Genomic DNA, 24006 nt, shown 5'->3' with positions numbered 1-24006 from the left:
AGACTTGAAACTTGGGCTAACAATTTACGTCAGATAATTTACGCAATAAAAATTAACGTAAAGCTTAAGCTATTCTACTTCGGTAGATAAGTGACTAGAAAATACCGTTTCTTTACAGCACTTACATTGACGGCACAAACGCATGTTAATCCAATGCCCTGCCACGATAAGTAGCGCACCCACCGCGATGGTGAACGGCTCATAGGCTTCACCAAACATATTCTTGTTCCAATAAATGGCACCACCCGTAAACAGCAATGCCAACGGATAATAACGTCCGTGATAGCGAGTGGCCCCGCCGATAAGTGCAACCGCACCAATAATTAACGATATAGTTAATATGGTTCGTTCAAACCAAATTTGTGCGAAAAATGAAGAACCGATAAGTGGCAATAATGGCACAACAACAGGCAACGCTAGGCAATGCAACGCACACAAGCCCGACACCCAAATGCCAAGTCTGTCTAATTTTGTTGGATTGTCTTCTACCGGATTCATTTACTGTACCTTTGCAACATCAAAAACTTCAAAACACGCCACTTTATACACGCTTTAGTAATATGACCAAAAGCCTCGCGCGCACTGTAGCCACAGATTAACTCTGCCAGAGACGTTATAATATAACATTTTAATGGGAATGCGAAACTTTCCCCTATGATATTTTCAATCTTTAACAGAACAAAATGCCATAAGTGAAGATTAGAGTCGGGAAATGGCTGATTATTAATAAGTTTAAATGTAGACGTGCTGATCACGGAAAAAGCGAAAGGAAGAAACTAATGCTTACTGCATTAGAGGAATTAACGAGGGCTATTCATTCGGCGCGGAGACTATTCATTCGGCGCGGCCGCTTCAGTTTCTAACAGCGGCTTTCGATGAACCTCTTTAACCAAAGCGTTATTGGGGAGGCTATTGGGGGTATTAGATACCTGTGTGAAATAATCGTTTACTGACGCTAAAGCAATTCCTTCGTTTGCCAAGCTAGGCAACGTGTGCGCCAAAAAAGTAATCGTTTCTGGGTAAGGGTGTGCAATTACCACAACGGTGCCATTTCGTTTAGCTAATCGTTTTGTGTATTCGAACTGCTTACTCAGTGATGCTTCGGAGCGATCGTTATCGAGGAACACCTGCCGACTCGCATTCGGCACACCCACTCTGTCCGCCACCTGTTGCGCTGTAGTATTTACGCTGGTTCTGCTATCTACGAAGAATAGCCCTTGGCGCTTTATCTCTTCCATAATAGTTTGCATGGCGGGCTCTTCAACCGTAAATGCACTGCCCATGTGATTATTCACTCCCACCGCGTTGGGCACACTTTTAAGTGCTGTTCTTAGCGTGTGAGTAATGGCAGCAGGATACATATCGGTAGATAAACCTAAGGGTCCCATGGCTTTGCCACTGGTTGACTGCATTGGCATGTGTAACATGACAGCGCGCCCTTGCTGCTCGGCTTTACGTGAAATTGTTTGTGCAAGAGGAGTTCGCGGTAAAATGGAAAAGGTCACTTCACTTGGAAGTGCAAAGGCCGCCATATCTGATTTTCTGTAACCCAGATCATCAAGAATAATAATAACACGAGGCTCTACTGAAATAGTCGCTGACGCCGCAGCATGACTCGTAAAACTCGTCGTTATAATTAACGATAAAACACACAGACGCCAAAGCACCTTCATCTACGTTTCTTCACTTCCATTATTGATTTTATTATTTCCACGCGCACTGCTGATATTAACAACGAGATACTAAGCCGAATAAGAATTGGGCCTAAAAAGAACTAAGCCTGATAAGAACTCAGCCAGACAACAATAATGTGGCTGCATCTCGGTTCAATTGAGCTAGCATTAATGCAGCATACCAATTTACAAAAAGGAAACAAGCACTGCTCAGCCGTTCGTAGTGTGTAAAGGTTGCGTAAAGAGTGACCGCCAAGCTCAATTTCAGCTTTAATTGTCGATAAGGTTACAACGTATACTATTTATTGTGGAGTAATTATGATTTCTTCTGTTAACAGTTCAACCATGCAAGCTGGCATGCCGCCACGCCCTGAAGGCCAAGCCCTTAGCGATACACAAAAAGAATCTGTGAGCGCTATTTTGTCATCTTACGACCCAGAAAATTTATCAAGCGAAGATGCGGCTTCTATTGTAGAGCAATTCAAAGAGGCAGGTATTGAGCCAAGTAAGTCTTTGAATACGGCGTTAAGCAGTGCAGGTTTTGAAGGTAAAAATATTGCTGAATTAGCAGGAATAGGCAAACCACCGCCGCCTCCACAACAAGAAGCATCGAATTTACCTGACAATTCCACATTTTCAATAACGGTATAACCGTCAAACATGTTTAACTCTTCACTGAGTCGTCTGCTTAAGTAGCCTGTTTATATAGCGTGCTTGGCGATTAGTTAAACCAAGCGGTGGGATTTAACGCTTTTCCCTTATGGCGTATTTCAAAATACAAATTAGGGTAATCTTGTCCGCCGCTTCTTCCTACCAAAGCGATACTTTCGCCTAAAAGAATATCGTCACCAGCTTGTTTCAACAACGCTTGGTTGTGCCCATAAACACTCATGTAACCATCGCCATGATCGACAATGGCCACTAAACCAAACCCACGAAGCCAATCGGCATAAAGTACTTTGCCCGATGCCACGCTTTTGACTGCCTCGCCTTCAGCACCATCAATAATAATACCTTTCCAGCGCACTTGCCCTTGCCTGCGATTGCCAAAAAGTTTACGAATGTGACCTTCAACAGGCACGAGTAATTTACCTTTTAATTTGGCTAACCCATCCAACGATACCTTGGCTCTAGCCGCGGCGCGCTCAGCGGCAATACGCGCAGCTTCGATAGCATCAAGCAACGCCTTTTCATTTGCCTGCAAGGTGGCAATTCGTCCGCTTTCACTTGCAATGGTTTTATTAAGCTTGGCTAAAGTTTGCTTTCTATCGTCTTGGCGAGTGAGTAACACCCCACGCTGACTTTCTTGTGTCTTGCGAAGGGCTAGCAAAGATTTTGCTTTTTCAGCAAGTTCTTCGGTAACGGCTTCAAGGCGAGCCACGTTATCTCTAAATCGGGTAATTTCTTGCTGACGGGCTTTTGCCAAGTACTGATAATACGTAATGACCCGTTCGAAGTTACGGGCGTCTTCTTGGTAGAATAACATTTTAGCGTAGTCGTAATGCCCTGCCATAAAGGCACTTTTCAACTGGCTTGATAGCAAGGACTGTTGCTGGCGAATAGCTTCTTTTAATCCTTCCTGCTCTTCAATAAGCGCATCTTCTTCCGCTAACACACTATTTAATTGCTGTTTGTTTTGCGCCAAGGCTTTCGCTACTTTCGCTATTTCAAGTTCTGAGCGCTTGAGCACTTGCTCTAGTTCTTGTGCGCTAGCTTTGTTATTTTCTAAAACCTGCTGACGCGCTCTTAATTCAACTTGTAGTTCTGCTAGCTTCTCTTGGCTAACATCTTGCGCCTCTACGGTAGATGAGACTAAACCCATACCGAATATGACAGCAAGCAAACAGGCAATGGAGCAAAAGCGTTGAATAAACATAAAAAGGTAATAGTAGCCTTTGGCGGTGTATTGGTGGCAAAAACAGATTGCAGAATCCGCCTACAATCATGATGATAGTTAGCGTATCAGTGTATCTGAGGGCTAGATTAAATCCCAGTGCAATTTGGTTGTAATATCAATCCGCTATTGTGCCGCACACAATTACAAGACACGCTTGATTATTGCAGGGTGGTTTCTCGCCCGTTTTTCTATATACTTTGCACTCTTTTTATGGTCTGTAGACAAGGTTAGAAGTAATGGATCAGCTAATAGCGTTTGCCAGCGATAATATTGTACTTGCTGGTGTATGGGTTGCTTTGGTGGGCATGTTGGTGTTTAGCTACATTTCAACGTTTACCTCTTCAATCAAAGAAGTTAATACACACGAAGCCACTTTGTTAATGAATAAAGACGATGCGATTATCTTTGATACTCGCTCGGCTAAAGACTTTAAAGCGGGGCACATTTTAGGTGCTAAGCAAATAAAACCAGAAGAATTGCGCGAGAAAAACTTCGCTAAGCTTGAAAACAGTAAAGATAAACCCATTATCGTTGTATGCGCTATGGGCAATCAAGCTCGTGGTACAGCTGGGGCGATGTCAAAAGCAGGCTTCACTAATGTCAAAGTCCTTAAAGGCGGCATGAACGCGTGGCAAAGTGCAAGTTTACCGATTTCAAAATAATAGGTGATCATAGTGAGTAAAGTAGAGATTTACACCAAGGGCCATTGCCCATACTGCCATCGTGCTAAAGCTCTTCTCGCACAGAAAGGTGTTGAGTTTCAAGAGTACCCTATTGATGTTCAACCAGAATTGCGTGACGTGATGATCGAGCGCGCGAATGGCGGTTGGACAGTGCCACAAATTTTCATCGACGATAAGCACGTTGGTGGCTGCGATGACATGATGGCACTAGAAGCACAGCAAAAACTAAATCCTATGCTTGGGTTAGCATAACGCGTCAGCGCGTAAAGCAACGCAATACATTAAAGTAAAACGACAATTAAACAGGAAATATCATGGCTGACGATAATCAGACTACTAACGGCGCCGCAGCAGGCGACCAAGCGCAAGCCCCTCAATTCAACATTCAGCGTATCTTCACTAAAGATATCTCTTTTGAGTCGCCAAATGCGCCAGCTATTTTCACTAAAGAGTGGAAGCCAGAAATTAAGCTAGATATTGACACTAGCACTAACAAACTAGACGAAAACGTTTACGAAGTAGTGTTGTCAGTAACGGTTACCGCAACACTTGGCGAAGAAACTGCATTCTTATGTGAAGTTCAGCAAGCCGGTATTTTTGCCATTGGTGAAATGCCTGATCAGAACAAAGCGCATACACTAGGTTCGTTCTGCCCGAACATGCTTTTCCCGTATGCACGTGAAACGATTTCAAACCTTGTGAACCGTGGAACTTTCCCTCCACTAAATTTAGCGCCAGTTAACTTCGACGCTATCTTCGCTGCTTACGTTCAAAAGCGTGCACAGCAAGCACAAGGCGAAGCGCCTAAGATGGACGCGTAAGCCACCATTATGATGAACCCGAATTCGGTTTCAGTATTAGGGGCGGGGTCATATGGCACCGCCCTTGCTTTTTGTTTAGCCAGAAATGGTAACCCTACCTTGTTGTGGGGGCGAGACGAAAAGCACATGGAAGCGCTGGCTTCAAGCAGAGAAAATGCTCGGTATTTGCCAGGTGCTACCTTCCCTGATGCGCTTAATGTAGATGCCAATTTAGAAACGGTCATTGCCGCTAGCCAAGATATTCTTGTGGTAGTGCCAAGCCATGGCTTTGCTGCAATGCTTCAAAGCATTAAGCCTTTGTTGCAGCCCAACCATAGAATTATTTGGGCAACCAAGGGGCTTGAACCTAAAACCGGCAGATTGCTTCGAGAAGTTGCAGAAGAAATTCTGGGTACTGCCTATCCGCTAGCCGTATTATCTGGCCCCACATTTGCCAAAGAAATGGTGGCTGGCTTGCCAACGGCTATTTCATTGTCATCCACTGACGAAACTTTTGCAGACGAATTTGCTGCTAAGCTACATTGCGCGAAATCGTTCAGGGTATACAAAAACCCAGACTTCACCGGCGTACAATTAGGCGGTGCAGTGAAGAACGTGATTGCCATAGGCGCTGGTTTGGCAGATGGGTTAGGTTTTGGTGCGAATGCCCGTACCGCATTGATTACTCGTGGTCTTGCAGAGCTTACTCGTCTTGGCGTGAAGCTAGGCGCTCAGCCAGAAACCTTTATGGGCATGGCTGGCCTTGGCGACTTAGTACTCACCTGCACCGACAATCAGTCACGTAACCGTCGATTTGGCTTAGCTTTAGGCCAAGGTAAATCCGTCGACACGGCGATTGAAGAAATTGGGCAAGTGGTAGAAGGCTATCGCAACACGGAAGAAGTGCATGTGTTATCGCATAAAGTAGGTGTTGAGATGCCAATTTGCGAGCAGATTTACGCGGTACTTTATCACGGTAAATCGCCAAAAGAGGCCGCATTAACCTTACTGGGTCGCGATCTTAAAAACGAAGCCTGATTAAAAAATTATACAAAACTGATAAGGCGCGCAGCATCAACACTGCGCGTTTTTTTATGTCTAGCGTGCGCCATCGTAGCCTAGTTGACGCCAGCTTTCATACACAAAAACCGATACCGCATTTGATAAATTCATACTTCTGCTATCGGGTAGCATAGGAATACGTACTCGCTGTTCTGGCGGTAGCGCGTCAATAACATCATCGGGCAAGCCTCTGGTCTCTGGCCCAAATAATAAAGCATCACCCTTCTTATATTGAGCGTCACTATGAAATGCTTTGCCCTTGGTAGTGCAAGCGAAAATACGACTTGGCTTTTCACTTTCAATGTAAGCTTCTAATGAGGCATGGCGCTTAACGTGAGCAAATTCGTGGTAATCCAGCCCTGCCCTACGTACACGCTTATCGTCCCACTCAAACCCAAGCGGCTCAATCAAATGCAGCATAAAGCCGCTATTGGCGCATAAGCGGATAATATTTCCCGTATTGGGGGGGATTTCTGGCTGGTAAAGTACGATGTCTAACATGCTGGCTCACTGTCGAAATGCTAAATTGCCACGCTTTTAAATGGCGATATGACGAACGGGCGCTCATCGCCCATTAGCGTTATTTTACGCGCTTAAAAAATCAAATACAGTAGAAAGTGCAGCATCACGAATGTCGTCCGATTCGGTAAGCACCTCATGATACGCCACAGGAATAATTTCTACCTGAGCATTGGGGAACTTAGCCGCCACACGACGTTGGCGTTTATTCTCTATAATACTATCGCCATCTGCACTTAAAATTAACGAGCGCGTAGTAATAGCGGCCGCATTGAGTTCAATGGTATTCATCGCGGCTTGTGCTGCCCGCAACCATTCGGTGGTTACGCCACCAAGTTGAATTTGGCGCTCTTCATCATAAAGCTGGCGAAATAAGCTGTAGCGATTCTTACTATGCGTAAGTTTATTTAAGGCATAAGGAAATGCAATGTAAGGCGTTTGCCCAAAGAAGTAACCTGACTCACGCTTCTTCATTTTATTAATACTAAGCCCTACTTTTATAAGGCTATTGGCCAACCAATTTGGTAGCGCCGGTTTAATACCGAACATCGGAGACGCGAGAACTGCTTTGTCGAATAAGCTAGGGTCTCTTAATAAGGTTAATGCGCCAATTGCGCCGCCCATAGAATGGCAAAGTAACTGCAACTCACCCTGTTGGCGTGGCATCACAATATCGTTTACGAAGGTAATTAAATCATCCACGTAATCGGCAAAATCCGCCACGTATCCGTGTTGAGGATCATGAGTCATACGCCCCGATAACCCTTGACCTCGGTGATCAAGAATAAAAACTGCAAAGCCATTTTGATATAAATCGAAAATGAGTTCTTTGTATTTTAAGTACGACTCGATACGCCCTGAACTGATCACTACCGTAGATTTGGGGTTTTCTGGTATGCACCACGCGTAATGCACATCGATGTTATCTTTACCAACAAACTCGCCAAAAGTGACAGAAGTTTGCCAAAAAGGATTTATTTCAGTGGCAAAGGTCGAAGCTAAGTCTTGCTCTGACGTAAACGTCCAGCTCATAGAGGCATATCCTAATAGAATCGTGAGGCAGTGATGACTAAAACGCTACACGGCAATGCAAAGTTATGCGCGTTAAGTGTTTTCTAACTTACGAGGGAAGGACAATGTGACGCTTAGGCCACCTTCTTCTCTTGTCACTGCTTTTATTGCGCCATGATGCAATTCTACGGCAGCTTTTGCAATGGATAAGCCCAAACCTACCCCGCCAGAAGCTCTTTCTCGGGCTAAGGTTGCACGATAAAAAGGGGCAAACACACGTTCGCACTCTTCACTTGATAAACCTTCACCGTCGTCGCAAATGGTCACTGACCACTCAGTGTCGGTGACGGTAAACTCAACCGTTGTTAAATATGTGCTGTGACGGATGGCGTTACGTAGAACATTCTCAACCGCACGGCAAAGTAAAACTTGGTCTACCAGCACGGTCAGCTTGGGTATGTCATCTATGTCGAGGGCTTTATTGCTATTTGCGGCTTCAAACTGACCATCAGTGAAAATATCGCGAAACAACAGAGATAAAGAATAAGATGAGAAGGTGGTTACGCCATTTTCAGCGCGGCTTAACTCCAACAATTGGCTCACTAAAGCTTCCATACGCTCAGCCTCTCGCTCGATGCGGGCCAGTGATGCTGGGTCTACATTTTGCTGATGCGCTAAACCAAGTGCCATTTGTAGTCGAGCCAAGGGAGAACGCAGTTCATGGGATATATCGGCCAATAGCCGTTTTTGCCCGCTCCACATTTTCTCCAGCTGATCTGCCATTGAATTGAAGTCGCGCCCTAGTTGACCAAGCTCATCTTGTCGCTTCTCAGTATTATCAATTCTTACTTCCCAATTACCAGTAGATAATGAACGCGCTGATTTTTGCAGCCGAAGAATAGGTCGAGTCAGGGATTTTGCAAATAGCCATGACAGCAAGGTCGTTGTCACTATGGCGATACAAAGAAAGAGAACAAAGGGAGGAGAGTTTTCACCAGGCAAATCCATTTTGGCAAGGAACAAAGCAAACCTTTTACCATCACGCTCAAAGAGCATTGGCCCAGTTATTTTTAGCGCGCCCCGATTTAGTGTGATCGGTACTTTTTGGTCGACGATCCGCTCTATATCTCTCCTATCGTCCTCACGTAAAGGCGGGCCTCCAGCAGCGAGCACACGACCTGATTTAACATCAACCGCTATTGCTCTTCCTCTAACGGCACGTCCATTTCGGTCTAGTGCTGCTCGCAGTGGCGCTTGCATTGCGCGCTCGCTAGTAATGCTATTATGTAAACGTTCTAGTTGTTGAATTTCTTGAGGTGACGCTGTGTTAACCTGAAGTTCTTCAAAGAAGAATCGACTTCCCCAAACAGCAAGTACAGCGGTAACAATGAAGGTAGCCCAGAACCACAAAAAAAGGCGGCCCATAATGGCGCGGGCAGGGTTTATTTTACGAAAAAACGTCATTGACCAGATAGCAACATATAACCCACGCCGCGGATGGTTTTAATTTTTTCGATATTGCTGATAGCGGCTATTTTTTTGCGCAAGTTACTTACGTGCATATCGATACTTCTATCAAACGCTTGAAGAGGTTTACCTAATACCTTCAAACTGATTTCTTCCTTCGTCACTCGACTTCCTGTGTTTAGCATAAGCAACCGAAGAATAGAAAATTCTGTACTGGTCAAGGTCATTTCAACCTCACCCACTTTGGCGACTTGGCTACTGCTACTTAAAAATAATTCATTCACAATCAAGTCTTGTTCAATGGTACCACCGCTGTTGGTCAATGCCAGTCTTCGGAATATAGCTTTTATTCGCGCTACCAGCTCTCTATGATTGAACGGCTTTGGCAAGTAATCGTCGGCACCTAGCTCTAACCCTAGAATGCGGTCGTAGTCATCACCGCGCGCCGTTAACATAAGCACGGGTGTCGCATGACTCACTCTTAACTTCTTAAGTACATCGAAACCGTCCATTTTGGGCATCATGACATCAAGCAGAATGAGGTCGTAATGACCACCTGCCGTCGCTTCCGCCAACCCAGCTTGTCCATCATTACTGACCTGAATTTGATACCCCATACTTGATAGATAGGTGGCTAGCATGTCAGTTAGTTCATTATCATCATCGATAATAAGAATGGACTGTAAATGAAACTCTGAACTCATGTTTTTGAAACCTACGACGGCTTGATTCATCTTTCGGATACCCAAGTATAATGCATAGAGGAATGACAACGGTCAAATACTGCGCGCTGCGTTAAAAACTAGGAAACGCCACAAGCGACTACCTAGCCATTCCCACACACAAACGATGGAAATGATAAACTTTGTGACCGATAGAATCTGCACATGGTTCAAACTTTACACAAGCTTTACAGTGCGTTGACTGCTTTTGGCCCCAGAGCGAGTAATATTCTGGGGTGCGAATACAAAGGAGACGCCCGTGAAATCAATTCTCATTGCTGGGTTATTAGCGACCACTTTTACCCTAGCCCACAGCGCAAATGCGGCCCCTCAAGGCCCCCAAATGCGTGATCATGCTCCTGGGATGGAAATGATCAAAACCTTAAGCCGCCTTTCTCTTTCTTCAGAGCAATTGGATGAGGTGAAAAAGCTTGTTACCGCGTTTAAAACCAATCATGAGCGCCCAGACGCCCCTCTAGAGCACCCAGACAAGCCCGACCTCGCTACCCTTTCAGAAAGTGAAATTCGTAGCCTTGTTGAAACCAGGATACAGAACCAACAATCGCATCAATTTGCTATTGCAGAACTTCGCAGTGAGATTTACAACCTGCTTTCAGAGTCGCAACGTAACATGCTAACCAAGTTTGAAGCTGAACGAGAAGCCAACCGAGAAGTCGCGCACGGTGGGAAAAGAAATACTGTCAGAAGCGCTATGCGAGGCCAGCCGCCAAGAGGCCCTCGACTGCCGTTTGAAGAACTGCAACTGACTGACGAGCAGTTAGCATCACTTGAAACCTTAAACGCCACTTTTCGTGAAACCCGCTTTCAACATAAAGTCACAATGGATGCACTCAGAAACGCTGAGCAAGCCCTTGTGCGAAGTGGCAATTTTTCCGAATCTGCATGGGATGCACTTTACGCTGAATATAAAGATGATCTCATTAATGCAGAAATAGAAAACATGACTCATAAACAAGCCACATTTGCAGTACTTACCGACGCACAGCAAGCCGAGATACAGCAAAAGCGCGAAAACGTAGACGCGCTTCGCCGTTTGTTTAGCGGTAATTAAAACTACTCGTCAGAAAAAGATAACAACATGGAACGTAAGCAAAGACGCAAACTTTAGTTTGCGTCTTTTTTTTGTACTGGCGAAACGATGTCATATAAGTGAACCGCCGATTCTGCGCCTTCAACCTTTAATACACTCACTTCATCCCCTAAATGGGTAATAGCAAACTGCCCATTTTCTACCGGTAACATCACGCTCTTAGTTGGCGATAAAAGTACCGGTAACGACTGCTGCTTATATAACTGAAAGCTATCGCCTTCGCGGATACCTTGGGCAATACCTAAATCGACAATCAACTGCTGGTTACTGGTATTAACCACCCGCGCAAAAGTAGGCTCGCAGGTAATGGCGGCAGAAATATCGGTTACTGCAGCATTTACGGTATTTAATACCATTCGCCCGTACTCGCTACGCCAAAATAAGCTGTTGTTAGTATCGACTTGATAGCTATTTTCAAACTCCCAATCTGCTTCACTGTGATAACTGTCGTTATAAATGATACGTTGCCTGAAGGTATCTAGCACGAACACTTGAAGGGTAAAGTTGCGCCTAACCGCCACCTCGTCGCTGTCGAAAAAGGACTCACTTTGTGCTATTTGCTCAAACAGGCTTACATCTTTAATGTAGCCGAATAGTGCGAACTGCTGACCATAGGTATCACGTAAGTAAGTCGATTTTTGTTGTAACTCTACGCCTGAGAGTGCTTCAGCAGACCACATATCGGCGCTGGTCATGGCTTGTGATATCTGCATGACATTAGGTGTATCCGCCGTATTTTTCAGTTGCTGCGCAAATCGTTGCGTAATGTGTTTGCCAATATTATAAATACCGCCTGTGGCCGCCTGTCGTGAGTCGAGTAGGGCAAAGTGAGTCACCAGCAAGCGCTTTTGAAAGCGATTGGGTTCACAATCAAACAAGGGCGTTAAATTGACATTCACCACTACCGATAGCACATTATCTTGAACACTTTCGCTAATAATTTCGACTCGCTGTATTCGGCCTGCGGTACGAAGCTCTGCTTTGCTACTGAGTATTAACCCATTGATTAGAACATCTTCGGCGGCAATAACACTTCCGCTCTTATAAGACGCATCCGCGATAGCATTTTTAATCACCGTAGGGCGCACAGAATCTAAGTCGGCACCGGTAAAATTGAGACTTGCTTCACCTTGTACCCATATGGCCATGGCCGCGCCATGCCACATAGTTATTACTGCTAAACCAAGACGAAGATAGCCTTTCATGCTTTTCACCTACTAACCGAATATTGCGAACAATTTGTCTATCACAGAGCGCTCTTGATTCTCTTGCAAATCTCCAGTGCCGCTATATTCAATGAGTGCATTACCCACTTTTGAAGAGACCACTGTATTGCTTTCATCAACATCTTGCTTGCGTACTTCACCTGAAAAACGAATATATTCTTTCCCCTTATTCATAGTTATCCATTTCTCCCCTGTGACCAGCAGGTTTCCTGCTGGCGTAATGGCGGTGACATAAACCGTAATACTTCCTTGCAATGAGTTTGACTGGCTTGATTGGGCCGAACTGGTAAATTCGCTGTCTTGTTCATGGTCTACTTCAAGATCATCGCCTTCAATTTGAATGCCCCCTACCCGCACAGTTAAAGGTTCTATATCAAAGGTGCTGTTTTTATCTTGGTTGTAATCAAGTGATTTCTCAGACTGGGTGGTCTCATCTAGCTTTATTAAAATCATATCGCCAACTTTGTACTGGCTGTGACGCTGGTATAACCCCATAGCAAGCTCCGGATTAAACAAAGAGCCGCTAGGAATTCGAACTTGTTCAACAGAATAAGCCCGGGGTGGTGCATAAGTAGGATCGCCCGGCGCAGGTTCATCAGAGGTGGGCGATATTGCGCGCTGCTCTACTTTTGGATTAGTTGGGCTGTTTGCTACCACTTCTTCTTCTTGTGAAACCGTTTGGGCACAGCCGGTCATTGTAAAGATTAGGGCAAGAAACACTTTCTGGCATCGATTTTTCATAATGTGCTCTGAAGGAAATAAAAAATAATGTTAATTAAGTGCCATCCATGACCCGAACAGGAGCAAGTTTAAACGAATAATTTCAACACGAAATACGTTCTTTAGTAACTTTGCAAAACCTTTACAAAACAATGATATGCCTGCGGGTATGGGAAAGTTATGGCCATTGAAACATCTACACAAGGCACAATAAATTCGTTGCTTTCAGCAGTGCCATTAGCGGGGGAAAATTCCACCTCTAATACGGCAGAGGAAGCGGCAACGACTAGCCAGTCTTTGCCGTCTATGTTTGCCGCTTTGTTGTCAAATGAAGAAGCCAGCAATGACGACACGTCAGAAACGACAGATTCACAAAGCAGCACTAGCACAAGTCAATTTGATACTAGCTTGTTATCGAACCTGGTTACTGATGACGCCATTAGTCTCATGCAAAACCAATTGCTTGGTGCGCTACAAAATAATGTCTTCGCGGCGCTTACTGCGGCAGCATCTACGTCTTCTACCGACACTGCAACACAAACATCAAGCGGCACAGCGTCTTCAACTATCACTTCAACTTCTGTAGAAGCCACAAGTTCTGAAACCGAAACAACCTCGATGTTCGATAGCATGATGACATCGGCATTCGGTGAAGACGGACTAGGGCTACAAGACGGGTTCGACGCACTTAATATTGTGAACCACTTGCCGGTTGTTTCTGATATATATGAGGCGACGACATCAAGCCATATTGCAGCCGCATCCAGTATGGCGGGTAGCTTCTTATATGGCGGACTCGGTGGATTACTTTATAACGCCGTCGACCTAACCGTAGAAGGGCTGACGGGTAAAAGTATCTCAAATAATTTATGGGATGCCGGTAAACAAATAATCAACGGCAATGCCGCCACTGAAAGCACAGGTGAAGATAGCTTAATGACAGATGAGGCCGATGGCGAGACATCATCAACACCTGCTAGTGACGTTTATGAATTTGTACGTCGACAAGCTGGGGGCTAAGGGAAGCCGCAATGGGACAAGGTAATGTACAAGTATTATTTATGGAATAGCTATAAGCGGCGGTTAGCGCCGCCACGCTTAAAAATTGGGCTTGATTGGTTTGTATTCAGACGATAAGAAAAGCGGAGATGTTACCATTAAATCAGCGGTGGCTGGCGTACATGCCACTGGCACATTCCACACTGAACATAATCGCAATAGTGCGCGAACATCAGGGTCGTGAGGCGCTGCATTTAATGGGTCCCAAAAGAAAAACAGCGCATCAAGCCTGTTTTCAGCGATTAATGCACCAATTTGCTGGTCGCCGCCAAGTGGTCCACTTTTAAACCGTTTTACTTCTAATCCAGTTTCGTCACTGATGAGCCCGCCCGTAGTGCCAGTTGCCACTAGGTCACATTGCTTCATTATTTCGATGTGATTATGTACCCATGCAAGTAATTCGGGCTTTTTATGATCGTGAGCCACCAGCGCAACGGTAAGTTTACTCATACTTAGAAATTCCACCTGTCGATTGTTTAACCATGCTTAATCCGTATCATCGCCGATTTATGCGATAATTAGTATAAATATTCAGTTTTATACACTCAATTGTCAACATTATGTCATAACTCAGTGGCTACTATAGGTAAAACTCTTACCCATCTGTCTATTAGTATATCTGTGGCGCTCGAGACTCAAAATATTTATACATTTTTATTGCATAAATATTCCATATAAGTAAACTAGTCGACGGTTAAGGCATCCATCCCATTTTTAGGGTTGATACAGACACAGGAAGCACTGATGACACAACCAACTCTCGTTCGTGGTAGTAATACTGGGAACGTCAATGAGTTAACCACTCCCCTGGATAGCTGCACATTGCATTGCTTGCGACGACGAATGTCTGCGATTATGCTTTTTCGGTAGCACACTTTTTACCTTTGTAATGTGGTAGCGGTTAGGCAATACATTTCGCCAAATCAGTTTACAAAGGTAAAAAGTGATTTTTTTCTCCATTTATTGAATTTCTCATTATGTATAACGTATCGATTATTGGTGCCAGTGGTTACACCGGCGCACAGCTAGTTCAATTAGTTCATCAACATCCTGCTTTGTCGCTTGAGGGTACTTATGTTTCAGAAAACAGTGCCGATGCGGGAAAAAACATTGCGGCTCTTCATGGCAACCTAGCACACCTCAACTACACGTTGACGCCTATTAGTAATGACATATTAGTAGAGTTGGCGACGGAGATGGACTTCGTATTACTGGCTACGCCACATGAAGCTAGCCACGATTGGATGGAAACCTTGTCTGCGGGCAAAGCAAAAATACTCGACTTATCTGGTGCGTTTAGAATTAAAGATACCCAAGTCTTTGAGCAGTTTTATGGTTTCCCTCATACCGCCACAACAAGTTTAAAAAAGGCGGTATACGGGCTGGCTGAATGGTACGAAGACGATATTGCACAAGCCGATATTATTGCAGTACCTGGCTGCTACCCAACTGCGAGTTTGTCAGCGCTAAAACCTTTGGCTGCTAGTGGCCTATTAGATGATGCGGTTCGCCCTGTGATCAATGCGGTATCGGGTGTATCCGGTGCCGGCCGAAAAGCCAGCCTAACGTCAAGCTTCTATGAAGTGAGCTTGCAAGCTTATGGTGTGCTCGGTCATCGCCATACGCCAGAAATTGAAGCTTATTTAGCGACACCGGTTATATTTACACCTCATTTAGGCAACTTTAAACGGGGCATACTTGCCACTGTTACCGTTAAGCTTAATCAAGGAGTAACTAGCGCTCAACTAGATGCTGCATTTACCGAAGCTTATGCTAATGCGCCAATCGTAAGGTTACGCACTAGCTTCCCCAAAATTGACGATGTGGCGCATACGCCTTTTGTTGATTTACACTGGAAGCTTGATGAAGCATCAGGTTATGCAGTAGTGACCGCAGCTATCGACAACGTCATGAAGGGGGCAGCATCGCAGGCAATTCAATGCCTTAATATTATGACTGCCCAACCGGTTGAAACAGGACTCGTGCAATAATGAACAGCTCACCTGTAGTAATTAAAGTAGGTGGCGCGTTGCTAGACGACGCACCCGCAATGCAAAAGCTATTTTTAAGCATTAAACAAGTTAGCGAATCGCGCCCTGTTGCCGTGGTTCACGGTGGCGGCCCTTTGGTTGAAACCCTGATGGCAAGTTTAGGTTTAGCAAGCACCAAAATTGATGGCCTTCGGGTAACGCCTGATGAACATATGCCTTATATCTGTGGTGCATTAGCGGGCGCGGCAAACAAACAATTATGTGCTGCGGCGATTGCCTCAGGATTAACGCCCGTCGGCCTTTCTTTACTTGATGGCAATATGGTAGTGTGCCAACCGATGGCACAGAAGTATGGCGCTGTAGGTATTCCTTCAACTGCCGATGCCTCTTTCCTTAAGAGTGCGCTAGCGCAAGCCACATTACCGATAATAAGCTCAATTGGCAGCAGCCCTGAAGGGCGTTTGTTAAATATAAACGCAGATCAAGCCGCTACTGTAGTTGCCGAGCTGCTTGACGCTGAATTGCTGTTGTTATCGAACGTTGATGGCGTACTTGATGCTGATAAGCAGCTTATTGAAGTGCTTGAGCAAGACTCAATTACCGAGCTTGCAAAAGCTGGGGTAATTACTGATGGTATGAAAGTTAAGGTAGATGCCGCGTTGCAGTCTGCCAATACCCTTGGACTCCCTGTTTATATTGCTAGCTGGACAGCTGACATTACTGACATTTTAAATAAGATTACGGGCACGCAGATATTACCTACATCGCAAGCACCGGAACATGGCGTACTAGGAGACGCATTATGAAACAAGACCTACTGACTTTTTCCAATTGGACACCCGAAGCAATGCATAAGTTGTTGAATTTGGCTGTTGAAATTAAACAATCACCTTCAAGCTACAGCAATGTATTAGCCGGAAAATCGGTAGTCGCCTTGTTCGAAAAGCCTTCTTTGCGTACCCGTGTCAGCTTCGATATTGGTATTAACCGCTTAGGCGGTCACATGGTTTATCTAGATAGCCAAGGTGGCAAGCTTGCTGGCCGTGAAGACGCGGTTGATATGGCAGCTAATCTAGCATGCTGGGCTGATGCTATTGTTGCCCGTGTATTTTCTCACAGCACACTAGAGCAGTTTTCTGCTGCCTCTAAAGTACCTGTAGTCAACGCACTGTGCGATAAGTATCACCCATGCCAAGCATTGGCCGATTACCTTACCGTATTTGAACGTTTCGGTAAGACCCAAGGCATTACCATGGCCTACATTGGTGATGGCAATAATGTGACTCACTCTTTGTTAATTGCTGGTGCATTATTAGGATGCAATCAAGTAGTGGTTACCCCTGAAGGTCACGAATGTGATGCCGAGATTGTCGCGCATGCTAAAAAGCTTGCCGAGCAAACTGGCGCGACTATTGTTGAAAGCTATGATGTTAGCGCAGCCGACGGTTCTGATGTTATTTACGCTGATACCTGGTTGTCGATGGGTGACGAAACACCGCTGGCTGATATCAAAGCGAAGTTTATGCCTTACCAAGTGAATGAAGCGTTGATGGAATCTACCGGTGCAAGCTATGTAATGCACTGCCAACCGGCACACCGCGACCTAGAAATTACAGGCTCGTTGATTGATAGCGACAAGTCGTTATTGATGCAACAAGCCGAAAATAGAATGCATGGCCAAAACGCCATTCTCACTCAATTATTAAGTGCCTAAGAGGACTCTTTTAGATGCAAAACGTAAAGAAAATCGTACTCGCCTATTCAGGCGGTCTTGACACTTCAGCCATCATTCCATGGCTTAAAGAAAACTATAACTGCGAAGTCGTTGCCTTTGCGGCCGATGTCGGCCAAGGCGACGAAGAGCTTGAAGGCTTACACGAGAAAGCGATTGCTTCTGGTGCTAGCGAATGTCACATCGTTGACCTAAAAGAAGAGTTTGTACGCGAATACATCTACCCAACGATTAAAACCGGTGCGGTATATGAAGGTGAATATCTACTAGGTACGTCTATGGCGCGCCCTGTTATTGCAAAAGCTCAGGTAGAAATTGCCCTTAAAGTAGGTGCAGATGCACTTTGCCACGGTTGTACTGGTAAAGGTAACGACCAAGTACGTTTTGAAAGTACGTTTGCAGCCCTTGCACCACAGCTTACGGTAATTGCGCCATGGCGTGAGTGGGACATGGTATCTCGTGAAGACCTATTAGCTTACTTAGCTGAACGTAATATCGAAACCACAGCGTCTGCTACCAAAATTTACAGCCGCGATGCAAACGCATGGCATATTTCTCACGAAGGTGGGGAATTAGAAGATCCATGGCAAGAGCCTACTAAGCAAATCTGGACGATGACGGTTGACCCAGAAGATGCACCAGATGCGCCAGAACGCGTCACGCTTTCTTTCAACGAAGGTGAACTTACTCACGTTGACGGTGAAGCTTTATCGCCTTACCAAGCGTTGGTTAAGCTAAACACAGTGGCAGCTGCACATGGCGTTGGCCGTATCGACATTGTTGAAAACCGTTTGGTTGGCATGAAGTCTCGTGGTTGTTATGAAACACCAGGGGGCACGGTAATGCTTAAAGCATACAAAGCCCTTGAAACGATGGTACTTGATAAAGCCGCGCTCAAATACCGTGAGCAAATTGGCCTTGAGTTCTCGCACGTAATGTACGACGGCCGTTGGTTCACTGCCTTAAATGATGCCTTACTAGCGGGCGCAGAATCTTTCGCTAAGAAAGTGACTGGCGACATTGTAGTGAAGCTTTATAAAGGTCAGGCAACCGTTACTCAACGCCGTTCACCGAACAGCCTTTACTCTGAAGATTTTGCTACCTTTGGTGCAGATGATGTTTACGACCAAAAACACGCTGAGGGCTTTATTCGCCTATTCAGTCTTTCAAGTCGTATTGCTGCATTGAAAAATCAAGGTTAAGGAGTAACACATGGCATTGTGGGGTGGTCGATTCGAATCAGGCGCTAGTAGCATGTTCAAGCAGGTTAACGATTCGTTGCCGTTTGACCAAGTGATGGCAAGCCAAGATATTCAAGGCTCTATTAGTTGGTCTCGTGCGCTGCAAAAAGCAGGCGTACTAACAACAGACGAACAAGCACAACTTGAAGGTGCACTGAGCGATTTAAAAGCGAAAGCTGACGCGGGTGAACTAGACTTCAACGCTTCTAGCGAAGAAGACATTCATAGCTTTGTTGAGTCTGCACTTATTGAGCAACTTGGTGACATTGGTCGTAAATTACATACGGGCCGAAGCCGTAACGATCAGGTAGCTACAGATTTTCGCTTGTGGGTACGTGAACATATTGCGTCACTTCGTAGCGATGTAGTGGCCGTTATTCGCTCACTCCTTAATGCCGCAAGTCGTCACCAGGAAGCCATCATTCCTGGTTACACGCACTTGCAACGTGCTCAGCCTATACACTTCGCCCACTGGTGCTTAGCGTATGTTGAAATGTTCAAGCGCGATTTAAGCCGCTTAGACGATTTAAAAGTACGTATGAACCAGTGCCCATTAGGCTCTGGTGCATTAGCGGGTACGACTTATCCTGTGGATCGCCACGCGATTGCAGCTGAGTTAGGCTTTGACTCACCATGCTTAAACAGCCTTGATGCTGTTTCAGATAGAGATTTCGTACTAGAGCTATTGTTTGTCGCGAGCACCAGCATGATGCACTTGTCTCGCGTGGCTGAAGACATGATTTTCTATAACTCTGGTGAAGCGGGCTTCTTGCAACTTGGCGATAGCGTAACCTCTGGTTCTTCACTAATGCCTCAGAAGAAAAACCCTGACGCATTAGAGCTTATGCGCGGCAAATGTGGCCGTGTATTCGGTTCACTACAAGCCTTGCTTGTGACTATGAAGGGCTTACCTCTTGCGTACAATAAAGATATGCAAGAAGACAAAGAAGGCGCTATCGACACGGTAAACCAATGGCACATTTGTTTGTGTATTGCTACCGAGGTGCTCGATTCATTACAACTTAATGAAGACCGCTGCCGTGAAGCTGCCACACAAGGCTTCGCTAACGCGACTGAGCTTGCCGACTACTTAGTAGGCAAGGGTATTCCGTTTAGAACGGGTCATGATATTGCCGGTAAAGTGGTACTAGAAGCCATTGAAGCAGGTTGCGCGATTGAAGACTTACCTTTAGCTAGCCTACAAGCGGTATGCGATAAAATTGAAGATGATGTTTATACCGTATTGCAATTAGAGTACGGCGTAAATCAGCGCAATATATTAGGTGGCACTAGCAAAGAAACAGTGACTAAAGCACTGTATCAAGAGCTAGAAAACCTAGATAAGCAAGGGTAATCACATGGTGCTTGCCCATCATGACGGCGTTAAACTTTTCAGAAGTTCACTGCCGTATATCAATGCTCATCAAGGGAAAACCTTTGTTTTGATGTTCGGTGGCGAAGCCATTGAACATCCTAACTTCCCCAATATTATTCATGACATTGCCCTGCTGAATACCTTGGGTGTTCGCGTGGTAGTGGTCCATGGTGCACGCCCGCAGATTGATCAACGTGTTGCGCTTCGCAATATTGAAGGTCGATTTGAACATGGCGTGCGTATTACCGATAAGCAAACCCTAGAGTGCGTTAAAGATGCCGCAGGCTCTGTGCGCTCACAGGTAGAAGCCCTACTTACCATGGGACTACCTAATTCACCGATGCATGGCGCACAAATTCGCGTGTGCTCAGGTAACTTGGTCGTTGCTAAGCCTATGGGTGTAAGAAACGGTATTGATTTTGAGAATACCGGCATGGTTCGTCGTATTGATACCACCGGTATAAATGACCACCTGAACGATGGCTCTATTGTGCTGCTCTCCCCTATGGGGTATTCCGCTACAGGGGAAGTATTTAATCTTTCCCATGAAGATGTAGCAACCCAAGCGGCCATTGCCCTTAAAGCTGACAAGCTTATTGTTTTTTCTAACTTAGACGGTATATACAATAGTGAAGAAAAGTTACTTCGCACTATTGAACGCCCTCAGTTAGAGCAGCTTATTTTGAGCGGCAATATTACTACCGAAGATACGGTGTTAAAGGCGTTAACCACCAGCGTAGCAGCTGGTATACCTCGTGCGCACTGCATTAGTTACGAGAAAGACGGCGCGTTGCTGCAAGAGCTATTCACCCGCGATGGTACAGGCTCGCTGGTAATGGAGCATCACTACGAACAACTTCGTGCCGCGACTATTGACGATGTGGGCGGCATTTTAAAGCTCATTAAACCGCTAGAAGAAAGCGGTGTGTTGGTAAAACGCTCACGTGAACGGCTGGAAAGTGAAATCAATCAGTTTATTGTGATTGTTCGCGATGGCATGATCATCGCGTGCGCGGCCCTTTACCTCTACCCCGAAGATGGCTGCGCTGAGTTAGCCTGTGTGGCTACCCACCCTGATTATCGTGGTAAAAATCGTGGTGAGCGAATTTTAGATGAAGTTAAAATACGCGCCCGCGAAGCGGATATCAATCGTGTATTCGTACTTACCACAGTGACTGCACACTGGTTCTTAGAGCAAGGTTTTGAACACGCAGATATTAGTGCTCTGCCTGAAGTGAAAAAAGAACTTTATAACTTTCAGCGAAACTCTAAAGTGTTCACCCTAAACATTTAGTAGTGTTATAGCGCGCTATCACTTTAGCGCGCCGCTTGTTAAAAAACAGTAAATTGTTAATAACTATCAATAATTTACAACAATACTCTCGACAAACAGCCTAGGCTGAGATAACGTTGATGACAGAATAATTACTCGGTTATATGTAGTGTTTAATCGTTGCAGTACTTTACTCAAACGTTATCTTCTTCTTGATGCAGAGCATGTTCGCGCCCCAGACGCTGATACATGGAAGCTTAGCGTGCTGCGAATCATCCTCCTTATCGGTGTTACCCTAACCTCAGCCATCGTATTGCACTCTTCTTATGCGGCCTATCAAAAGGGCATGTATTACGTTTTGTATCTTACCATCGGCTTTTCAGCGTTACTTTATGCCACACTGGGGCTTCGTAAAGGTCAGATAAAACTCGCGTCAGCCAGCCTTACCCTCACTATTGTATTAGCGGGGCTGTGCATACTTTTCTTCACGATAGATATTGCCTCTGCTCGTTACGGCTTACTATTTTTCTTCACGCTTCCCATTATTTTACGGCTATTTTATGGCAATAAAGCTGCCATAATCGGCATGTTTTTAAACCTCATTCCTTTTGCGGTTCTAATAAACAACCAGCCAATTGCTCCAATTTTCGGCATCGACATCACGTTACCCGACACGCACACCTATTTAAGTTCGCTAATATTCATGTTTTTTAATTTTTGCCTTCCCATGGCCGTGATTCGCGTGATGACATCATTGGAAAGTCAGTCATCGTTAAACTTGAAGCAAACGAAAAAGATGGCAAAACTGGTAAGTCGCTATCAAGAAATTTTTAACAACGGCGGCACCCCTTCCCTCTTTTGTGATCAACAAGGGAAGATATTACAAGCGAATAAAAGCGCTCGAAAACTGATTAATCAATTACCAGAACCCTGCCATTATATTCATCAACTTTTTGAACTAAATGAGCCACTAAGTGCAGGCCATCGGCAAAAAACACATATATCGGGCAATCCACAGGCCACCTTTGAGCTTCAATCAGCTAGCCTTCAGCATCACAAAAAGCAATTAATTCATTGCTTCGACGTATCTGAAGCAACGGAACATGACCGCAAGTTCGACGCATTTAGACGCCAGCATTTTGAAAAGCATTATTACGATGAGCTCACCGGTTTGCGAAACCATCATTATTGGAACAGCAGTGTCAATCAACCTGTACCGGCAAACACGCAAGCGGTCATGCTAAAACTTGCAAACTTACGTGACATTAATTTGCAGTATGGTTACACCCAAGGTGATAAAGCCATGGCCCGATGTGCAGCGCAGATACAAAGTGTGCTGCCCGCATCGGTGAACGTATATCGATTACCTGGCGCTAGATTTCTGGTTTCATGTCAACACGACTCACACAAGTCAGAAGACTTTAATGCTTGGCTACGAGAAATGCTTCCTGGCACCATTCAGATTGATGACAATCTCGTCAAGCTGTCTCAACCATTAAACTGGCTGGGCGGTTTTGTACATGTGAGCACCCCCCAGTCTCCCTCTCAGGTTACTGAGTCTTGTGCTATTGCCTTAAGCCAAGCCAGTCGCGACAAAGATTTCAGTCAGTTCGATAGCAACGTAGTAAAGCTTATTCGTAAAGACACGCAACACAGAGACAAGGTAAAGCGGTTACTCGACAACCGCTGTTTAGCGTTATGGCTACAACCTCAGGTTTCAATTGATAACACAATTGTAGGTTTTGAAGTGCTTGCTAGGCTCAAAGATGATGAAGAAAATAAGATACTTCACCCATATCAATTTCTTCCTGTTATTGAAAAGAACAACTGGCACATTCTCTTTACCCAAAAAGTGCTTGATAACACTATTGAGCTTATTGAAAACTGGCCAAGCAGTATTCCGCCAGTTCCTGTGGCTATAAATTTGTCAGGCCCTGAACTCCTCAGTGATTTGTTCTACGAAAAATTACTGCGCCGCTATTCAGAAAGCGCATTTTTACGAGATCGCCTGAAGCTGGAATTGACAGAAACGTCGGTATTGGCGAGCCACCAAGAAACAAAACGCAGGCTAACTTCATTGGCCAACGTGGGCGCGACTATTATTATTGATGATTTTGGAACTGGCCATGCATCACTGTCGCAACTTATCGATATGTCTGCATCGGTGTTGAAAGTAGATAGAGAATTCATAGACCGGATAGATAGCTCAGAACGTCACCGTAAGATTGTTCAAATGACAATAGAGTTGGCAAAAAGCCTAGATATGCAAACCATTGCTGAAGGAGTAGAAACTCAAGCTCAGCTAAACCTACTTGTCGATATGGGCTTCACTCTTTTCCAAGGATATTTGTACGGCAAACCAGCCCCAATTGAAGCATGGCAGGGAATGGACAAGGCTATTACTGTTGGAAAACCTGCCGTTTAATAACGGTCTATAACAAATT

At 45.1% G+C, this 24006-nt stretch carries 24 protein-coding genes; 14 read left to right on the top strand and 10 right to left on the bottom strand.

The genetic code is table 11. The annotated features are described in order from the left end of the window. Nucleotides 1-69: 69 nt before the first annotated feature. Nucleotides 70-498 carry a MerC domain-containing protein gene (locus tag ALT761_RS02275; protein ID WP_129736082.1) on the bottom strand — a complete coding sequence of 143 codons (429 nt, stop codon included), beginning with the start codon at nt 496-498 and terminating at the stop codon, nt 70-72. A 332-nt stretch (nt 499-830) separates the two neighbouring features. Beyond that, nucleotides 831-1673 (bottom strand): divergent polysaccharide deacetylase family protein, encoded by an 843-nt coding sequence (locus ALT761_RS02270; RefSeq protein WP_129736078.1) that lies wholly within the window; start codon nt 1671-1673, stop codon nt 831-833. Nucleotides 1674-1991: 318 nt separating this feature from the next. On the opposite strand from ALT761_RS02270, the gene ALT761_RS02265 reads away from it, so the two are divergent. Further along, entirely contained in the window at nt 1992-2324 is a 333-nt protein-coding gene (locus ALT761_RS02265; protein WP_013785629.1) for a hypothetical protein, read from the top strand. 70 nt (nt 2325-2394) lie between these two features. Here ALT761_RS02265 and ALT761_RS02260 read toward each other — a convergent pair whose 3' ends face one another. Further along, complete coding sequence (locus ALT761_RS02260; RefSeq protein ID WP_129736075.1) at nt 2395-3549, bottom strand: murein hydrolase activator EnvC family protein; 1155 nt, start codon at nt 3547-3549, stop codon at nt 2395-2397. Between the two features lie 257 nt (nt 3550-3806). Here ALT761_RS02260 and ALT761_RS02255 point away from each other — a divergent pair, with 257 nt between their 5' ends. The 4 genes from ALT761_RS02255 to gpsA all read left to right on the top strand — a co-directional run bounded on the left by ALT761_RS02255 (nt 3807) and on the right by gpsA (nt 6091). Beyond that, entirely contained in the window at nt 3807-4232 is a 426-nt protein-coding gene (locus ALT761_RS02255) for a rhodanese-like domain-containing protein (RefSeq protein WP_129736072.1), read from the top strand. A 12-nt stretch (nt 4233-4244) separates the two neighbouring features. Beyond that, the gene (gene grxC, locus ALT761_RS02250) at nt 4245-4505 is read left to right on the top strand and encodes a glutaredoxin 3 (RefSeq protein WP_013785632.1); all 261 of its coding nucleotides are present in this window, start codon (nt 4245-4247) and stop codon (nt 4503-4505) included. Nucleotides 4506-4567: 62 nt separating this feature from the next. Next, nucleotides 4568-5074 (top strand): protein-export chaperone SecB, encoded by a 507-nt coding sequence (gene secB / locus ALT761_RS02245; RefSeq protein WP_013785633.1) that lies wholly within the window; start codon nt 4568-4570, stop codon nt 5072-5074. A gap of 12 nt (nt 5075-5086) precedes the next feature. Then, nucleotides 5087-6091 carry an NAD(P)H-dependent glycerol-3-phosphate dehydrogenase gene (gene gpsA, locus ALT761_RS02240; protein ID WP_129740545.1) on the top strand — a complete coding sequence of 335 codons (1005 nt, stop codon included), beginning with the start codon at nt 5087-5089 and terminating at the stop codon, nt 6089-6091. Nucleotides 6092-6151: 60 nt separating this feature from the next. On the opposite strand, the gene trmL is transcribed toward gpsA, so the two are convergent. From trmL to ALT761_RS02220, 4 genes are all read right to left on the bottom strand, one after another. Then, nucleotides 6152-6616 (bottom strand): tRNA (uridine(34)/cytosine(34)/5-carboxymethylaminomethyluridine(34)-2'-O)-methyltransferase TrmL, encoded by a 465-nt coding sequence (gene trmL / locus ALT761_RS02235; protein ID WP_126872927.1) that lies wholly within the window; start codon nt 6614-6616, stop codon nt 6152-6154. A gap of 84 nt (nt 6617-6700) precedes the next feature. Further along, complete coding sequence (locus ALT761_RS02230; protein ID WP_129736069.1) at nt 6701-7666, bottom strand: alpha/beta fold hydrolase; 966 nt, start codon at nt 7664-7666, stop codon at nt 6701-6703. Between the two features lie 72 nt (nt 7667-7738). Continuing rightward, a complete protein-coding gene (locus ALT761_RS02225) occupies nt 7739-9109 on the bottom strand; it encodes an ATP-binding protein (RefSeq protein WP_129736066.1) in 1371 nt (456 codons plus the stop codon). Continuing rightward, entirely contained in the window at nt 9106-9846 is a 741-nt protein-coding gene (locus ALT761_RS02220) for a response regulator transcription factor (protein ID WP_129736062.1), read from the bottom strand. The genes ALT761_RS02225 and ALT761_RS02220 overlap by 4 nt, the downstream gene beginning before the upstream one ends. Before the next feature lie 247 nt (nt 9847-10093). Between ALT761_RS02220 and ALT761_RS02215 the strand changes: the two genes are divergently transcribed. Next, nucleotides 10094-10906 carry a Spy/CpxP family protein refolding chaperone gene (locus ALT761_RS02215; RefSeq protein WP_129736059.1) on the top strand — a complete coding sequence of 271 codons (813 nt, stop codon included), beginning with the start codon at nt 10094-10096 and terminating at the stop codon, nt 10904-10906. Between the two features lie 53 nt (nt 10907-10959). Here the strand turns inward: ALT761_RS02215 and ALT761_RS02210 are convergent, their stop codons facing one another. Both ALT761_RS02210 and ALT761_RS02205 read right to left on the bottom strand, forming a co-directional pair. Then, nucleotides 10960-12150: a flagella assembly protein FlgT middle domain-containing protein gene (locus ALT761_RS02210; protein ID WP_129736056.1), complete on the bottom strand. Its 1191-nt coding sequence runs from the start codon at nt 12148-12150 to the stop codon at nt 10960-10962. A gap of 12 nt (nt 12151-12162) precedes the next feature. Further along, the gene (locus ALT761_RS02205) at nt 12163-12912 is read right to left on the bottom strand and encodes a flagellar basal body L-ring protein FlgH (protein WP_129736053.1); all 750 of its coding nucleotides are present in this window, start codon (nt 12910-12912) and stop codon (nt 12163-12165) included. Between the two features lie 159 nt (nt 12913-13071). Between ALT761_RS02205 and ALT761_RS02200 the strand changes: the two genes are divergently transcribed. Continuing rightward, nucleotides 13072-13911 (top strand): hypothetical protein, encoded by an 840-nt coding sequence (locus ALT761_RS02200; RefSeq protein ID WP_129736050.1) that lies wholly within the window; start codon nt 13072-13074, stop codon nt 13909-13911. A 78-nt stretch (nt 13912-13989) separates the two neighbouring features. On the opposite strand, the gene ALT761_RS02195 is transcribed toward ALT761_RS02200, so the two are convergent. Continuing rightward, nucleotides 13990-14400, bottom strand: a complete 411-nt coding sequence (locus tag ALT761_RS02195; RefSeq protein WP_013785643.1) for a methylglyoxal synthase — start codon at nt 14398-14400, stop codon at nt 13990-13992. Nucleotides 14401-14927: 527 nt separating this feature from the next. Between ALT761_RS02195 and argC the strand changes: the two genes are divergently transcribed. The 7 genes from argC to ALT761_RS02160 all read left to right on the top strand — a co-directional run bounded on the left by argC (nt 14928) and on the right by ALT761_RS02160 (nt 23987). Further along, nucleotides 14928-15941 carry an N-acetyl-gamma-glutamyl-phosphate reductase gene (gene argC / locus ALT761_RS02190; protein WP_129736047.1) on the top strand — a complete coding sequence of 338 codons (1014 nt, stop codon included), beginning with the start codon at nt 14928-14930 and terminating at the stop codon, nt 15939-15941. Further along, entirely contained in the window at nt 15941-16747 is an 807-nt protein-coding gene (argB, locus tag ALT761_RS02185; protein WP_129736044.1) for an acetylglutamate kinase, read from the top strand. Before argC ends, argB begins: the two co-directional genes overlap by 1 nt. Continuing rightward, nucleotides 16744-17655 (top strand): ornithine carbamoyltransferase, encoded by a 912-nt coding sequence (locus ALT761_RS02180; RefSeq protein WP_013785646.1) that lies wholly within the window; start codon nt 16744-16746, stop codon nt 17653-17655. Before argB ends, ALT761_RS02180 begins: the two co-directional genes overlap by 4 nt. 14 nt (nt 17656-17669) lie before the next feature. Continuing rightward, nucleotides 17670-18875, top strand: coding sequence for an argininosuccinate synthase (locus ALT761_RS02175; protein ID WP_013785647.1), 1206 nt, complete (start codon nt 17670-17672; stop codon nt 18873-18875). A gap of 10 nt (nt 18876-18885) precedes the next feature. After that, a complete protein-coding gene (argH, locus tag ALT761_RS02170) occupies nt 18886-20268 on the top strand; it encodes an argininosuccinate lyase (RefSeq protein WP_129736041.1) in 1383 nt (460 codons plus the stop codon). Between the two features lie 4 nt (nt 20269-20272). Further along, nucleotides 20273-21583 (top strand): amino-acid N-acetyltransferase, encoded by a 1311-nt coding sequence (argA, locus tag ALT761_RS02165; protein ID WP_129736039.1) that lies wholly within the window; start codon nt 20273-20275, stop codon nt 21581-21583. A gap of 148 nt (nt 21584-21731) precedes the next feature. Further along, on the top strand, nt 21732-23987 hold the full coding sequence (locus ALT761_RS02160; protein WP_129736036.1) for a sensor domain-containing phosphodiesterase: 2256 nt from the start codon (nt 21732-21734) through the stop codon (nt 23985-23987). Nucleotides 23988-24006: the final 19 nt, after the last annotated feature.

This window comes from Alteromonas sp. 76-1, assembly GCF_900654235.1.
Lineage (GTDB): Bacteria > Pseudomonadota > Gammaproteobacteria > Enterobacterales > Alteromonadaceae > Alteromonas > Alteromonas naphthalenivorans.
The sequence above is the reverse complement of the archived record's forward strand: the minus strand, read 5'-3'. Positions and strand labels throughout refer to the sequence as shown.